Origin of the sequence: Prevotella sp. RM4 (genome assembly GCF_000701965.1) — a bacterium.
Classification (GTDB): Bacteria; Bacteroidota; Bacteroidia; order Bacteroidales; family Bacteroidaceae; genus Prevotella; species Prevotella ruminicola.
Genome location: NZ_JNKG01000007.1, coordinates 444,171 through 458,920, shown reverse-complemented (window position 1 = coordinate 458,920; position 14,750 = coordinate 444,171). Strand labels below are relative to the sequence as shown.

The window sequence follows — 14,750 nt, the reverse complement described above, 5'->3', positions numbered from 1 at the left end:
ATGTAAGAATTAAAAATACAATTGGGCACAGAGGGCCTCGTGCTTGTGGTGCATGTACATATACATGGCCTGGAAGACGGTAATCTCTACCAGGGGATATACCCAAGGGCAATTGAGCAGACAGGTGACATAGATGGTGATGGCACGCGCATTGAAGGTGAGCAGGTTGGTGTACTTCATCAAAGGACGACTACCTGCTAACAGGCGCTGACGAATATCCTCAGAGGGCTGCTGCTTCCAAGCGGCAAAGAACTTCTGGAAGTTAGGGGTGCGCTGCTCCTGACTCTTACAGTAGTTGGCATAATTATAATAGAACACGCGCGAGAGCACATCGCTCTTAGGCAACGACTCGTAGTACGCACGCTGCTGCTTGTAGTTATCCAACTCGCTACCATCCTTACCCAACAGGAAGAAGAGGTGGATCTGACGGTAGTAGTCGGCCAGAGAGCTCTGTTTGGCATGCAGACCGATGCCAGCAGCGGCACACAGCAGGAAGCCCCAGAAGCGCCACTCGATATCGGTGCCAGGGATGGTCTGATACCACAAGCGGGCCACAATACCCAAGTAGATAGAGGTGAACCACAAATCGCCCGAGAAACCATCGAGCATACGACCAATCAGGGTTTTCTTACCAGTGATACGTGCCATCTGACCGTCGGTAGAGTCGCAGAAGTTAGCGAACATCAGCAACAGTACGCCATAGACATTGTGCAGCAGGTCGGTGTAATGAAACATCCAACCAGCGCCCACGCCTAAGAAGATCGATACAATGGTAATGACATTGGGATGGATATCCAGTTTGTTCCACAACAATGCAAATACCAGTCCTATAGGACGTGTGAAATGCACATCCAACCACTCTTCAGTATCCTCCGATTTAAATGATAATTTCAGTAATTCCTTAAATGTTGCCATTATATTATTTGACTATTTTACTATTATACTATTTTGCAATTTTCAATTAGTGCGGCAATCGCAATTGCCGCATCTTGGCGGCAGCGCGAAAAGCTGGGCCAGTCGTTGAAATCGATGACACAGTAGCTGCCATCCTCGCGGATGATGCAGTCGCCACCATATACGCTGATGCCTACAGCCTGTGCCAGCTTCTCGGCATCGGCCTGCAGCGCCTCTACCACAAAGGGATAATGACGGGCGATACCATTACGCAGTTCGTCGTTGAACTTGGTGTCGCCATCATCTGTGGGATAGTAATAGCGGAAGAAGCCCGTACCAGCCACACCATAGAACTTAACCAGATCGCCAGGCACGTGGGCACTGACGGTATAGGCCGTGATGCCACGCTGCTGGAAGGCAGCTATCTTCTCGTTCAGCTCGGTCTGATTAGCCGCAAACTGCACATCACTCTTATCCTGTGCAGCGGTATCGCCACGCTTCAGCCAGTAGCCATAAGCCCCCTGGCGTGGTGGCATGGGCGTGCCAATCTGTTGCATGAGCGCCTCTAACTGGCAGCGCGCGCAGTTGGCAATACCTGTAGAGGAATTGATGGCAGGGAAATCGCGCAGTTTGTCGAGTGTCAGTGGCAGGCGTCCCATCGTAAAAATACGGTGGTAACCGGCAGGATTAAACGGCTGCTCCTCGCTCACCATCTCTACCTCGTAACCAGCCGCACAAAGCTTAGCGCCTACTGCCTCGAGTATCGCCTTATCTTTCTCAACCGAATTAGGTGAGAACACCTCCGCCCGCTGTACTAAAAGAATTTTCAATTCTTAATTTATAATTTACAATTCACAATTGTCAATTCTCAATTCTCAATTCTCAATTACAAAAAGTCTTCAGCTTTTTGTATGTCGCTCGCATGGTCGATATCCAGCACCTTTGAGAAGGGGTAAGCCTTGAGCAACAAACCATCGGCCACCAGGGCACGCTGGAAGTTGCGCATACGACTCTCGCCACGCTCGATACAACGCTGCAATACAGGAATGGCTTTAGGTGTTAAGCCATAGATGCCACCACTGATATACTTAGGCTGCTCACAGGTATCAAAGAAGCCTGTTATCTGCAGGGCATCGTTGGTACCCACATACAGGGGTTTCTCGTCGTCGATATAATCGGTAACGCCCATCAAGCCATCCACCTCGCCTGTCTGTGCCAGCAACTCAAAGGTCTTGGCATAGGTAGCAAACTCCTTTTCGCGGAAGATGGTATCTACGGTGGTGAGCACAAAGGGCTCGTCGGTGAGCCACTTGCTCAGCTCCCAGGCACTGTGCATAGAGCTGGGGGTACTCTTCACGATAAACTTCAGGGGCACTTGCTTTGCCTCTGCTATCTCCTTCAGATGCGCAGCCACAGCCGTCATCTGTTCATTACAAATCACACATATTTCGCTGGCGCCATTGGCCATAAACACACGTATCAAACGGTCGATCAGATGTTCGCCACCCACTTCTACCAGGGGCTTTGGCGCCTGTACGCCTTCTTGTGCCAATCGCGATCCCTCGCCAGCAGCTATAATTGCATATTTCATCCTGAATCGTCAAAAATTACTAGTTTTCGGCGGCAAAGGTACGCATTTTTACCGAATTACGAAAACTTTGGCTATATATTTAGGTTTTATTTACTATAAAACCGTAAAAAAAGGTGGGGTTTTAACGCCCCACCTTGAGATTATCGGTATCGATGTCGCCTGAGCCACTTTTATGTTTGTTCATGGATTGAGCCGTGCCCCGGAGGTCGATATCACCCGAGCCCATGAGCTGGGCATCGACTGAGCCACAGCCTTTTGCAAACTCAACATTCACATCGCCTGAGCCACGCAGGGTGATACGGGTAGAGGCAGCATTCTGCTGGCGCAAGTTGATATCACCCGAGCCAATCAATGTCACGTCAGTCTCGCGGGTATCGAGGTTGCGGATAGAGGCATCGCCTGAGCCTACCACCTCGAGATTGCAGCGATCGCACAGCAAAGACGAGAACTGGATGTCGCCAGAGCCCTTTAAGTTGATGGTGATATTATCGGTATCCACGGTTCTCTCGCTGATAAAATCGCCAGAGCCAGCCAAGGAAACCGACACAAGATCGGGTGAAGTAACGTACACAGCCAGCGTGTAATCGCCACCGAAATTGATGTTGAACATGCCTATCTTACCACGATTGCGGATGGTGAGTTTGCCATCAGACACTTCGGTGATGATGTTATCAACAATATCCTTAGGACCTTTAACCTTGACCGAGAACGAGTCGGCCTGCTGGTAGTAAACGGTGGGTGAGCCATACACCTCGATTCCCTCGAAACCACGTAATGAACGACTCTCGGTAACCTTCGGACCGAAATCACCAAACTTAAACGACATATTCTCGCGACTGCAGCTGCAAGAAGTCAGCAGAAACGCAATAAGGACGAACAGAAAATACTTTATTTTCATATTAAAAATTCTTTTAGTCGGCGTACCGCCTTTGTAAAAGCGGCAAAGCCGAGCGAAACATGAAACATTAAATTAACTTTCTCTGACTGTTAGACGTTGGAAACAGCAGAAAAGTTGCAAGGGGACGAAACTTTTTTTAGCTTAATGGCAGCTCGACCCAGAAACGCGAGCCATTATCAAGCACAGAATCGACACCAATGCTACCACCTAAGCTCTCGACATGACTCTTGGCTACCGACAGGCCTAAGCCTGTGCCAGGCACATACTCATCGACCTTGAAGAAACGTTCGAAGATGCGCTCCTGATGCTCCTCGGCAATACCCTTACCTGTATCGAGCACCCACAGCAGGAGCTTGTCGCCTTGCTGCAAGTCGAAGCCCAAGGTGATAGAACCCTGTGCGGTGAACTTGACGGCATTCTGCATGAGGTTGTTGACAATTTCCTTGAACTTGGTGATATCGGTGTTCATCAGAATCTCGGGATAAGGGAACTGGGTGGCCAGAACCACGGTGCTGCCATCTACCATGGTGCGGTAGTAATCGGCAATCTCCTGCAGCACAGGCACGATATTGGTCTGCGACTTGACCAGACTCTTGGCCTCGGCCTCGACCTTCGACATGCTGACCAGTCCATCGATAATATTAAGCAGCTTATAGTTATTTTTCTGGATTTCGGAGATGAGTTGGTTACGATCCTCCTCGCTCTCAACCACCGGCAGCAAGTCGGCAAAACCTACAATGGCATTGAGCGGCGTACGGATTTCGTGACCCATGTTTGCCAGGAAGGCGGTCTTCAAGCGGTCGCTCTCCTCGGCCTTGTTACGGGCAGCAATCAGGTCGGCCTCCATCTGCTTCTGGGCATCGATACGCATAGAGGTACCTACGATACGGGTAGGATTGCCATCCACATCGCGGGCTGCAATGGTACCATAACTCTCCTCCCAATAGTACAGGGCACCCTTACCCAGTTTTACACGATACACCTCGTGATAAGAAGGCGAGGCACCGGTACAGATTTTATCGATGGCCATCCACACACGCTGGGCATCGGCCCTATCGATGACATTGGTGAGATCTTCGATCGGGAATTCGGGCGGACCCACCAGGCCACCTTTGTTATCACGGAAATCGGCATCTACATAAAGCATCTTGGTAGGCACATCGATATGCCACGTACTGAGCTTCATGGCCTTGAGCACAAACTCGGACTCGACATTGTTCTGGCGCACCTTTTCGAGCTCGACCAACTCGGTCTGGAGCTTACGACCAGCGCGACGCTGAACAAAAATCATGATGAACAGCCACAAGAACAACAACGCACCGCCCAACCAAAGGGCCGGAACGAGGTACGGACTTTCCGATTGCGTGTATAGTAGCAAATTATACATCTTGGGTTTTGAATTAATGTGGCAAAAGTAAGGAAATTATTTGGAAAACGAGCATTTTTTGGCCGTTTTTTATAAAAAACGAAGATTTTTTGTTAGATTAACAGTAAAAAAGCGCATTTTTGGGCGAACTTTCATTACCTTTGCACGCTGTAAACTATTAGAAATGGAGCAAAAGTTTGAATTGATCGCCAAAACGTTTATGGGACTGGAACCTGTACTGGCGAAAGAGCTGACCCAAATGGGGGCTAACGATGTTGAAATCGGTAGACGAATGGTTTCGTTTACGGGTGATAAGGAAATGATGTATCGTGCCAACTTTCAGTTGCACACGGCTATCAGAATTCTGAAGCCAATACGCCATTTTAGAGCTAAGAGCGCAGACGATGTGTACGAAGAGATCAAGAAGATTGACTGGACTGAATATCTGGGTACCGACAAGACCTTTACGGTTGACTCGGTAGTCTTCTCTGAAGAATTCCGTCACTCAAAGTTTGTTTCGTATAAAGTAAAGGATGCGATTGTTGACCAATTCCGCGAGAAGACGGGCAAGCGCCCCAATATATCGGTGGCCAACCCTGACATCCGACTGAACATGCACATTGCTGAAGACAAATGTACGCTGAGTCTCGACTCGAGTGGTGAGAGTCTGCATCGTCGTGGCTACCGCCAGGAGAGTGTAGAGGCACCACTGAACGAGGTGCTGGCAGCTGGTATGATTCTGCTGAGCGGATGGCAGGCCGATACTGATTTTATCGACCCCATGTGTGGTAGCGGTACCCTGCTGATTGAGGCTGCCCTGATAGCCAAGAACATGGCACCAGGATTGTTCCGCAAGGAGTTTGCCTTTGAGAAATGGCCTGACTTTGATGCCGACCTGTTTGATGAGATCTACAACGACGAGAGCCAGGAGCGTGAGTTTAACCACAAGATTTACGGCTACGACATCGACATGAAGGCTGTGAACACCGCCCGCATGAATGTGAAGGCAGCCGGACTGAGCGATATCATCACCGTAGAGCAGCAGGACTTCAAGAACTTTACACAGCCTGCCAACAAGAGCATCATGATATCGAACCCACCTTATGGTGAGCGTATCTCGACACCCGACCTGTTGGGTACCTACAAGATGATTGGTGAGCGACTGAAGCACCAGTTCAAGGGCAACGACGCCTGGATACTGAGCTACCGCGAGGAGTGCTTCGACCAGATTGGTTTGAAGCCCAGCATCAAGATTCCTCTTTACAACGGCAGTCTGGAGTGCGAGTTCCGCAAGTACCAGATGTTCGACGGTAAGTTGAAGGACTTCCGCTCGGAAGGTGGCGTGGTGAAGACCGAAGAGGAGAAACGCCAGATGGCCGAGAAGCACCGCTTTAAGAAGGAGCGCGAGTTTAAGAAGCGCCTGGAAGAGAAAGAGGAGAACGAGGAGGCCGATATTCTGAACTTTACTTTCCACAAGCACGATCTGGGTAGAAACCGCGGCGGACATGAGAGCTTTGACCGCAGTGGCAAGGACCGCAAAGAGCGTAAGGAGTTTAGCAAAGGCGACCGCAAGGAGTTTGGTAAGGGCAAGGACCGCAAGGACTTTAAGCGTGGCGGCAAGCGCGACTTTAGCAAAGGCAAGGACTTTGGAAAGAAAAAGAGATTTGATGATGATGAAGATTAAACTGATGGTGGCCGCACTGGCCATGATGATGACTGCCACAACCATGAGCGCTCAGGATAAGAAACTGTTTACACTCGAAGACCTGAACTTCGGCGGTAACAACTATGCCAACCTGCGTCCACAGAACATGTGGCTGACATGGTGGGGCGAGCAGCTGATACAGCAGGATGTAGAGGCCTGCTACACCATCAACACCAAGACAGGTAAGAAAACCCTGCTGTTTACACTCGACGACATCAACAAGTGGGCAGGCAGTGATGATAGCAAGTACGTGCGCCACCTGATGAACGCCACATTCCCCTACCCCAACAAGCCTATCGTGAAGTTGGGTAACAGGAATGCGGTGATTCTGCTCGACTTCAAGGCCAAGCAGATTATCTGGCAGGACAGCATTGCCGGACAGCAGGCCTACGACTGGAACGCCACCTCGCGTGCCACAGCCTATGTGGAGAACCACCAGCTGTATGTGGTGGATGGTGCCGGTAAGAAGCACCAGCTGAGCACAGATGGCAGCCGAGAGATTGTGTACGGTCAGAGTGTGCATCGTAATGAGTTCGGTATCGACAAGGGTACCTTCTGGAGCCCTGATGGTAGCAAACTGGCTTTCTATCGCATGGACCAGAGCATGGTAACCGACTACCCACAGGTAGATATCTTCCCACGCAACGCCAGTTACGAGCCCGACAAGTACCCCATGGCTGGTATGACCAGTCATAAGGTGACCGTGGGTGTGTTTGACGTGAAGAGCGGTAAGACCGTATATCTGCAGGCTGGTGACCCAACCGACCGTTATTTCACCAACATCAGTTGGGCTCCCGATGCCCAAACTGTGTATATGCTGGAGCTGAACCGCAAGCAGAACGACTGTCGATTGGTATCGTACGATGCCAACACAGGCGCCAAGATAGCTGAGCTGTATCGTGAGACATCGGAGAAATATGTGGAGCCACAGCACCCCATCGAGTTCCTGCCTTGGGATGCCAGTAAGTTTGTGATGCAGAGTCAGAAGGATGGTTACAACCACCTGTACCTGATGGATAAGAACGGTAAGCAGCTGAAGCAGATTACCAGTGGCAAATGGGTAGTAATGGAGGTGTTAGGCTTTAACCTGAAGGACAAAACGGTAATTATCGCCTCGAACGAGTTGAGCCCCCTGCAGCGTAACCTCTGGGCTGTAAACATCAGCACTGGCAAACGCACCCTGCTGGATAACGGTAAGGGCGTGCATCGTGGTGAGCTGTCGGCAACAGGTGACCTGTTGTTCAACAAATATCAGGAACCCACCGTTCCTAATAACATTGAAGTAACCAACACCCACCACCCATCACCCATCACCTTATTGAAAGCCGCTGACCCCTGGGCAGCCTTCGAGCAGCCAATCTATGAGAACGGCAGCATCAAGGCCGCTGATGGCACTACCGATTTATATTATAGAATGGTGAAGCCACACGACTTTGACCCCCATAAGAAATACCCCACTGTGGTGTATGTGTATGGCGGTCCTCACGCCCACAACGTAGATGCCTCGTGGCACTGGGCCAGCAGATCGTGGGAGACCTACATGGCACAGAAAGGCTACATCTGCTTTATCATCGACAACCGTGGCTCGGAGAATCGCGGACGTGACTTTGAGCAGGCTACCTGGCATCAGTTAGGACAGGTAGAGATGCAGGACCAGATGAAGGGTGTAGAGTTCCTGAAGCAGCAGTCATACGTGGATACAAACCGACTGGGTGTACACGGCTGGAGCTTCGGTGGATTCATGACCATCAGTCTGATGACCAACTACCCCGACGTGTTTAAGGTAGGTGTAGCAGGCGGTCCGGTGATCGACTGGAAATGGTATGAGGTGATGTATGGCGAGCGCTATATGGGCACCCCACAGGATAACCCCGAGGGTTATGCCAAGAGCAGTCTGATCAGCAAGGCCAAGAACCTGAAGGGCAAGCTGCAGATTATCACGGGTTATAACGATAACACCGTGGTGCCACAGCACTGCCTGAGTTTCCTGGATGCCTGCATCAAGGCCGGCACACAGCCCGACTTCTTTGCCTACCCAGGCGAGGAGCATAACATGCGTGGTCATGCCTCAGTGCACCTGCACGAGCGCATCACACAATATTTTGAGGATTACTTGAAATAACAAATTGTCAAATCGTAAATAGTCAAATCGTCAAATATGAAAATCTTACTGTTAGGAAGTGGCGGACGTGAGCACGCCTTAGCTTGGAAAATTGCTCAGAGTGATAAATGCGAAAAGCTTTACATTGCCCCAGGTAATGCCGGAACCAGCAACTGCGGAGAAAACGTAAACATGAAGGCCGACGACTTTGAGGCCATCAAGCAGTTCGTAGTTGAAAAGGGCATTCATATGGTAGTGGTAGGTCCTGAGGATCCCCTGGTAAAGGGTATCTACGACGACCTGAAGGCCGATGAGCGCACCAAGAACGTACCAGTGATCGGTCCCTCAAAGGCAGGTGCCGTGCTCGAAGGCTCAAAGGATTTTGCCAAGGCCTTTATGGAGCGTCACCACATCCCCACAGCCCGCTATCAGACCTTTGATGGCGAACACCTGGAAGAGGGACTGAAGTTCCTGGAGACACTCGAGGCTCCCTATGTGCTGAAGGCTGATGGTCTGTGCGCTGGTAAGGGTGTGCTGATTCTGCCTACACTCGACGAGGCTAAGAAAGAGCTGAAGGAGATGCTGGGCGGTATGTTCGGTAATGCTTCGAGCCGCGTAGTGATCGAAGAGTTCATGAGCGGTATCGAGTGCTCGGTGTTCGTACTCACTGATGGCAAAAACTATAAGATTCTGCCCGAGGCCAAGGACTACAAGCGTATTGGCGAGCACGATACTGGTTTGAACACCGGTGGTATGGGTAGCGTTACCCCCGTGCCTTTTGCCACCAAGGAGTGGATGCAGAAGGTAGAGGACCGCATTATCCGTCCAACCGTAGAGGGTCTGGCTGCTGATGGCATCGACTACAAGGGCTTTATCTTCTTCGGACTGATTAACCGCACCAACACCCCTAGCAAGGAGGCTGAGCCATACGTGATTGAGTATAACTGCCGTATGGGCGACCCAGAGACTGAGAGCGTGATGCTGCGCCTGAAGAGCGACCTGGTTGACCTGTTGGAAGGTGTGGCCGAGGGGAACCTCGACCAGCGTGCCATCACCTTTGATGAGCGTGCTGCCGTGTGCGTGATGCTGGTATCGGGTGGTTATCCACAGGAATATAAGAAGGGCTACCCCATCACAGGCATCGAGGATATAGAGGGCAGCATTGTATTCCACGCTGGTACAGCCCTGAAGGATGGCGAGGTAGTGACCAATGGCGGACGCGTGATTGCCGTATCATCATATGGTAAGGACAAGGCCGAGGCCCTGCAGAAGTCGTTCGAGGAGGCACAGAAGATTCAGTTTACCGACAAATATTTCCGTCGTGACATCGGAGCGGACTTGTAGTGAAAAGTGAATAGTGAAAAGATTTCAGAATAAAATAGCTGAGAGCCGTCGCACGTTGCCGATTACCATCCTGTATGGTGTCGGCATCTGGCTTTTGGCGGGGTTGGTACATCAGGGTTGGTGGTTCCAGTTCCTGTGTTTCTTTGCATCGGTATATGCCATGATTCACCTGAACAACATCAACATGCTGATACGTATCTACAGTCGCTCGGTTTCGGTATTTTATATTCTGTTGGCTTGTTCGGCCACCTGGATGTTCGGATCCATCCTAGGTACGGTGCAGGTGCTCAGCATGGTAATAGGCTTGTTGCTGCTGTGCTCGTGCTATCAGGACCAGAAAAGCGTGGGGCGCACGTTCTACCTGTATATGCTCATCAGCATTGTGAGTCTGTTGGAGCCGCACTTCCTGTTGTATGTGCCCATCTTCCTGTTGCTGATGGCTACCACCATCTACTCGTTGAGCTGGCGAACCTTTTTCGCAGCACTCATCGGACTGGTAACACCCTATTGGCTCTATACCGGTTGGCGACTCTACATCTACAGATACCAACCTGAGATAGCTTTCGACAATCTGAACCGCTTTACCGAGGTACAGTGGAGCACCGACTATAGCGCTGTAAACACTCAGCAGTGGGCGTACCTGGCTTTGTTGGTGATACTGTTTATCGTGGGTACCATCCACTTCTGGATGAACAGTTACAAGGATAAGATACGTGTGCGCCAGATATACAACAGTATGATGATGCTCACCATCTACACCCTGCTACTGATGGCTGTGCAGCCTCAGCAGTACGACACGTTTATTGGTATGCTCACCATCGTGGTGTCGCCCATCGTGGCCCACTTCTTTACGCTTACCAATAGCCGACTGAGCAACCTGTTCTTTATCGTAACCATGGCCACAATCCTATTCCTAACAGGTATGAACCTATGGATTTCATCATCAGCTTTCTAACCCAATACGGCTACTGGGGCATGCTGTTGGCTGCCTTCCTGGCTGGCAGTTTCTTTCCATTCTCGAGCGAGGCTGTGATGGTGGGACTGATGGCCACAGGACTTGACCCATGGAGCCTGATGATATACGGTACCATCGGCAACGTTCTGGGCAGCGTGTTCAACTACGGTGTGGGACGCATGGGTAAGATAGAGTGGATAGAGAAATACCTGCATGTAAAGAAAGAAGACCTTGACAAAGCCCACCGTTTTCTGGCAGGACATGGTGCATGGATGGGGTTCTTTGCCTTTCTGCCTGTGTTAGGCAGTGCCATCACCATCGCTTTGGGACTGATGCGATCGAACGTGGTGATTACGTTCATAGCCATTACCCTAGGCAAATTATTCCGTTATGTGGTATTAATCTATGGTGCAGGATTGTTTATGTAAGTTAATTCTCAATTATCAATTGTAAATTATCAATTATATTTATTACCTTTGCACCACCAAACGCGAATTTTAACGTTAAAGTAAAAAAAATAATTTGTAATGAAACAATTTAGATTAGTAGACAACACGTTGGGCTGGCTGACATTCCTGATTGCGGCCTTTGTCTATTGTTCTACCATCGAGCCGACAGCCTCGTTCTGGGACTGTCCCGAATTTATTACCACTGGTTATAAACTGGAGATTGGTCATCCACCTGGGGCACCTTTCTTTATGTTGACAGCAAACCTGTTCTCGCATTTTGCCAGCGATGCCACCCAGGTGGCCCGTATGGTAAACACCATGAGCGCCCTGCTGTCGGCTACGTGTATCCTGTTCCTGTTCTGGACCATCACACACCTGACACGCCGACTGCTGATTAGCAACTGGAGCGAGCTCAGTATGCCCAAACTGATTGCCATCGAGGCATCAGGCATGGTAGGTGCCTTGATCTACACCTTCAGCGATACATTCTGGTTCTCGGCTGTTGAGGGTGAGGTTTATGCCTACTCATCGGCCTTTACCGCTGTGGTATTCTGGCTCATACTGAAATGGGAGGATCAGGCCGACGAGCCTCATAGTGATCGCTGGCTGATTCTGATTATGTATATGACAGGCCTCTCGATTGGTGTACACCTGCTGAACCTGCTGTGTGTGCCTGCCATTGTGCTGGTATATTACTACCGTCGTTTCCCCGATGCCAACCTGAAGGGTTCGCTCATCGCACTGGCAGTATCAGTAGTGATCCTGGCTGCTGTGCTATATGGCGTAGTACCTGGTATCATCACTGTGGGTGGCTGGTTTGAGCTGTTCTTTGTGAACACCCTGGGCATGCCATTCAATACGGGTGAGATTATCTACCTGATTCTGTTGGTAGCATGCGTCATATGGGCAGTTTACGAGACCCAGACACAGAAGCACTCGCTGACTATCCAGAACCTGGCATTCCTGCTGTCGGTAGGTATGTTGGGTATCCCCTTCTACGGTTGGGGCTGGTCGGCCTTCCTGATTGGCGTGGTAGTACTGGCAGTACTGTGGTTCCTGCTGAAGTACACCCGTGAAAAAGAGCTGCTCATCACAGCCCGCATGAAGAACACCATGCTGCTGTGTATGCTGATGCTGATGATTGGTTACTCGAGCTACGCGCTGATTGTCATCCGTTCGTCGGCTAACCCACCTATGGACCAGAACTCACCTGAGGACATCTTTACGCTGGGTGACTACCTGGGACGTGAGCAGTACGGACAGCGTCCGTTGTTCTACGGACCCGCCTACACCTCACAGGTAGCTCTGGAGCAGGACGGCAACTACTGCAAGCCTGTGATGACCAAGGGTAAGCCCGTGTATCAGCGTAAGGAGAAAGCTACTACTGATGAGAAGGACTCGTACTTTGTAGTACGCACCAAGGATGAATACAAGTATGCACAGAATATGCTGTTCCCACGTATGTACGATGCCGGTCATGCTGCCGCTTACGAATCGTGGATGGGTGGTGTTGATGGCTCGCAGGTACCTTACGACCGCTGTGGCGAACAGATGATGGTGAAGGTGCCCTCGCAGCTGGAGAACCTGCGTTTCTTCCTGAGCTATCAGTGTAACTTTATGTACTGGCGCTACTTTATGTGGAACTTTGCCGGACGACAGAATGATATCCAGGGCAACGGTGAGCTGGAGCATGGTAACTGGATTACCGGCTTCTCGTTTATCGATGATGCACGCCTGGGCGACCAGAGCATGCTGCCTACTGAGCTGAAGGAGAACAAGGGACATAACGTATTCTACTGCATGCCACTGATACTTGGTTTGCTGGGCTTGTTCTGGCAGGCTTGGTACACCCGCAAGCGTAAGACCGTGGTGAACGGCGTAGAGAAGACCGTTGAAGAGCCTATCGGCATTCAGCAGTTCTGGGTGGTATTCTTCCTGTTCTTTATGACAGGACTGGCCATCGTAATTTATCTGAACCAGACACCTATGCAGCCACGTGAGCGCGACTATGCCTACGCTGGTTCGTTCTATGCCTTTGCCATCTGGTGTGGTATGGGTGTAGCTGCCATCATCGACTGGCTGAACCGCAAGCTGAAGAAGGAAAACCTGGTAGTGGCCGCTGTGATTGGCGTTGCTTGTCTGCTGGTGCCCATCCAGATGGCCAGTCAGACTTGGGACGACCACGATCGCTCGGGTCGTTACTGCTGTCGCGACTTCGGTCAGAACTACCTCATGACCTTGCAGGAAGAGGGTAACCCCATTATCTTTACCAATGGTGATAACGACACCTTCCCATTGTGGTACAACCAGGATACTGAGGGATTCCGTACCGACGCACGTGTATGTAACCTGTCGTACCTGCAGACCGACTGGTATATCGACCAGATGCGTCGCCAGGCTTATGACTCACCTTCAGTGCCCATCACCTGGAGCCGACTGGAGTACTGTGCCGGTACCAACGAGTACGTACAGGTTGACCCATCGCTGAAGGCTGAAGTAGAGAAACTGTATCGTGAGAACCCAGAGGAGGCTAAACAGAACTTTGGTGAGAAGCCATTCGAGCTGAAGAATATCCTGGAGCGTTGGGTTCGTTCGAAGAATAAGGATCTGCATGTGATTCCTACAGATACCGTATATGTAACCATCGACAAGGAGGCTGTTCGTAAGAGTGGCATGATGATGGCTGCTGATACCATCCCCGATCAGATGGTGATCTCGCTGAAGGGTAAGAACGCCCTGTACAAGCAGGACCTGATGATGCTGGAGATGATTGCCCAGTGCAACTGGACACGTCCTATCTATGTAGCTACTACCGTAGGTTCGGAGAACTACATGAACCTGGGCGACAACTTTGTTCAGGAGGGCTTGGCTAACCGTATCACCCCATTCACCACCAACGCCCCTGGTGCCAAGAACTTTGATACTGAGAAGACGTATAACAACGTGATGAACAAGTTCAAGTTCGGTGGTGTGGACAAGGCTGGTATCTATCTTGATGAGACTGTGATGCGCATGTGCTATACCCACCGCCGACTGCTGTCGCTGTTGGCCATGAACCTGGTTCAGGAGGGTAAGGACAAGCAGGCTAAGGCTGTATTGGCCAAGGCAGAGAAGGCCCTGCCAAGCTACAATATCCCACACGACTACCAGAGTGGTTCGCTGGATCTGGCCAAGGCATACGCTCTGACAGGACAGCCTAAGAAGGCCCAACAGATTATCGATAACCTGTGGAAGAAGTCGACTGAGTACATGCTGTGGTACTGCTCGCTGAGCACCGACCGCTTCGCCATGTCGCAGCAGGAGTGCATGGTTCACATGTATATCCTGAACCAGATTCTGAATCTGGAGTCGGTTGTTGACGAGAAGCAGGCCAAGGAGAAGGAAGCACAGTTTAAAGCCATCGGCAATCTCTACGAGACCAAAGGTGGCACATACGGAGAGTAAATC

General features: G+C 50.6%; 11 protein-coding genes. 6 read left to right on the top strand and 5 right to left on the bottom strand.

Features of this window, described 5'->3' with window-relative positions; all coding sequences use genetic code 11:
- Window positions 1–9 precede the first annotated feature (9 nt).
- From T499_RS0103125 to T499_RS0103105, 5 genes are all read right to left on the bottom strand, one after another.
- Entirely contained in the window at window positions 10–915 is a 906-nt protein-coding gene (locus tag T499_RS0103125) for a CDP-alcohol phosphatidyltransferase family protein (protein ID WP_033149703.1), read from the bottom strand.
- Between the two features lie 23 nt (window positions 916–938).
- A complete protein-coding gene (locus T499_RS0103120; protein ID WP_033149702.1) occupies window positions 939–1,724 on the bottom strand; it encodes a hypothetical protein in 786 nt (261 codons plus the stop codon).
- A 56-nt stretch (window positions 1,725–1,780) separates the two neighbouring features.
- Window positions 1,781–2,485 (bottom strand): sugar phosphate nucleotidyltransferase, encoded by a 705-nt coding sequence (locus T499_RS0103115; RefSeq protein ID WP_033149701.1) that lies wholly within the window; start codon window positions 2,483–2,485, stop codon window positions 1,781–1,783.
- Between the two features lie 121 nt (window positions 2,486–2,606).
- The gene (locus T499_RS0103110) at window positions 2,607–3,383 is read right to left on the bottom strand and encodes a head GIN domain-containing protein (RefSeq protein ID WP_084162866.1); all 777 of its coding nucleotides are present in this window, start codon (window positions 3,381–3,383) and stop codon (window positions 2,607–2,609) included.
- Between the two features lie 136 nt (window positions 3,384–3,519).
- On the bottom strand, window positions 3,520–4,770 hold the full coding sequence (locus tag T499_RS0103105; RefSeq protein WP_080517193.1) for a sensor histidine kinase: 1,251 nt from the start codon (window positions 4,768–4,770) through the stop codon (window positions 3,520–3,522).
- A gap of 163 nt (window positions 4,771–4,933) precedes the next feature.
- Here T499_RS0103105 and T499_RS0103100 point away from each other — a divergent pair, with 163 nt between their 5' ends.
- From T499_RS0103100 to T499_RS0103075, 6 genes are all read left to right on the top strand, one after another.
- Entirely contained in the window at window positions 4,934–6,433 is a 1,500-nt protein-coding gene (locus tag T499_RS0103100) for a THUMP domain-containing class I SAM-dependent RNA methyltransferase (protein WP_033149700.1), read from the top strand.
- Window positions 6,423–8,576: a S9 family peptidase gene (locus tag T499_RS0103095; protein ID WP_033150147.1), complete on the top strand. Its 2,154-nt coding sequence runs from the start codon at window positions 6,423–6,425 to the stop codon at window positions 8,574–8,576. The genes T499_RS0103100 and T499_RS0103095 overlap by 11 nt, the downstream gene beginning before the upstream one ends.
- 36 nt (window positions 8,577–8,612) lie before the next feature.
- Window positions 8,613–9,899, top strand: a complete 1,287-nt coding sequence (gene purD, locus T499_RS0103090) for a phosphoribosylamine--glycine ligase (protein WP_033149699.1) — start codon at window positions 8,613–8,615, stop codon at window positions 9,897–9,899.
- Between the two features lie 13 nt (window positions 9,900–9,912).
- Window positions 9,913–10,854 (top strand): hypothetical protein, encoded by a 942-nt coding sequence (locus T499_RS0103085; RefSeq protein WP_157054490.1) that lies wholly within the window; start codon window positions 9,913–9,915, stop codon window positions 10,852–10,854.
- A complete protein-coding gene (locus T499_RS0103080) occupies window positions 10,830–11,282 on the top strand; it encodes a YqaA family protein (RefSeq protein WP_013064215.1) in 453 nt (150 codons plus the stop codon). Before T499_RS0103085 ends, T499_RS0103080 begins: the two co-directional genes overlap by 25 nt.
- Window positions 11,283–11,381: 99 nt before the next feature.
- Window positions 11,382–14,747 carry a DUF2723 domain-containing protein gene (locus T499_RS0103075; RefSeq protein WP_033149697.1) on the top strand — a complete coding sequence of 1,122 codons (3,366 nt, stop codon included), beginning with the start codon at window positions 11,382–11,384 and terminating at the stop codon, window positions 14,745–14,747.
- The last annotated feature ends 3 nt before the right edge of the window (window positions 14,748–14,750 follow it).

What these genes read in the sequence shown, in the direction of transcription:
- purD (WP_033149699.1), top strand. Translation starts at nt 8,613, where the DNA reads ATGAAAATCTTACTGTTAGGAAGTGGCGGACGTGAGCACGCCTTAGCT.
- T499_RS0103080 (WP_013064215.1), top strand. Translation starts at nt 10,830, where the DNA reads ATGGATTTCATCATCAGCTTTCTAACCCAATACGGCTACTGGGGCATG.
- T499_RS0103125 (WP_033149703.1), bottom strand. Translation starts at nt 915, where the DNA reads ATGGCAACATTTAAGGAATTACTGAAATTATCATTTAAATCGGAGGAT.
- T499_RS0103115 (WP_033149701.1), bottom strand. Translation starts at nt 2,485, where the DNA reads ATGAAATATGCAATTATAGCTGCTGGCGAGGGATCGCGATTGGCACAA.
- T499_RS0103105 (WP_080517193.1), bottom strand. Translation starts at nt 4,770, where the DNA reads ATGTATAATTTGCTACTATACACGCAATCGGAAAGTCCGTACCTCGTT.
- T499_RS0103075 (WP_033149697.1), top strand. Translation starts at nt 11,382, where the DNA reads ATGAAACAATTTAGATTAGTAGACAACACGTTGGGCTGGCTGACATTC.
- T499_RS0103100 (WP_033149700.1), top strand. Translation starts at nt 4,934, where the DNA reads ATGGAGCAAAAGTTTGAATTGATCGCCAAAACGTTTATGGGACTGGAA.
- T499_RS0103110 (WP_084162866.1), bottom strand. Translation starts at nt 3,383, where the DNA reads ATGAAAATAAAGTATTTTCTGTTCGTCCTTATTGCGTTTCTGCTGACT.
- T499_RS0103095 (WP_033150147.1), top strand. Translation starts at nt 6,423, where the DNA reads ATGAAGATTAAACTGATGGTGGCCGCACTGGCCATGATGATGACTGCC.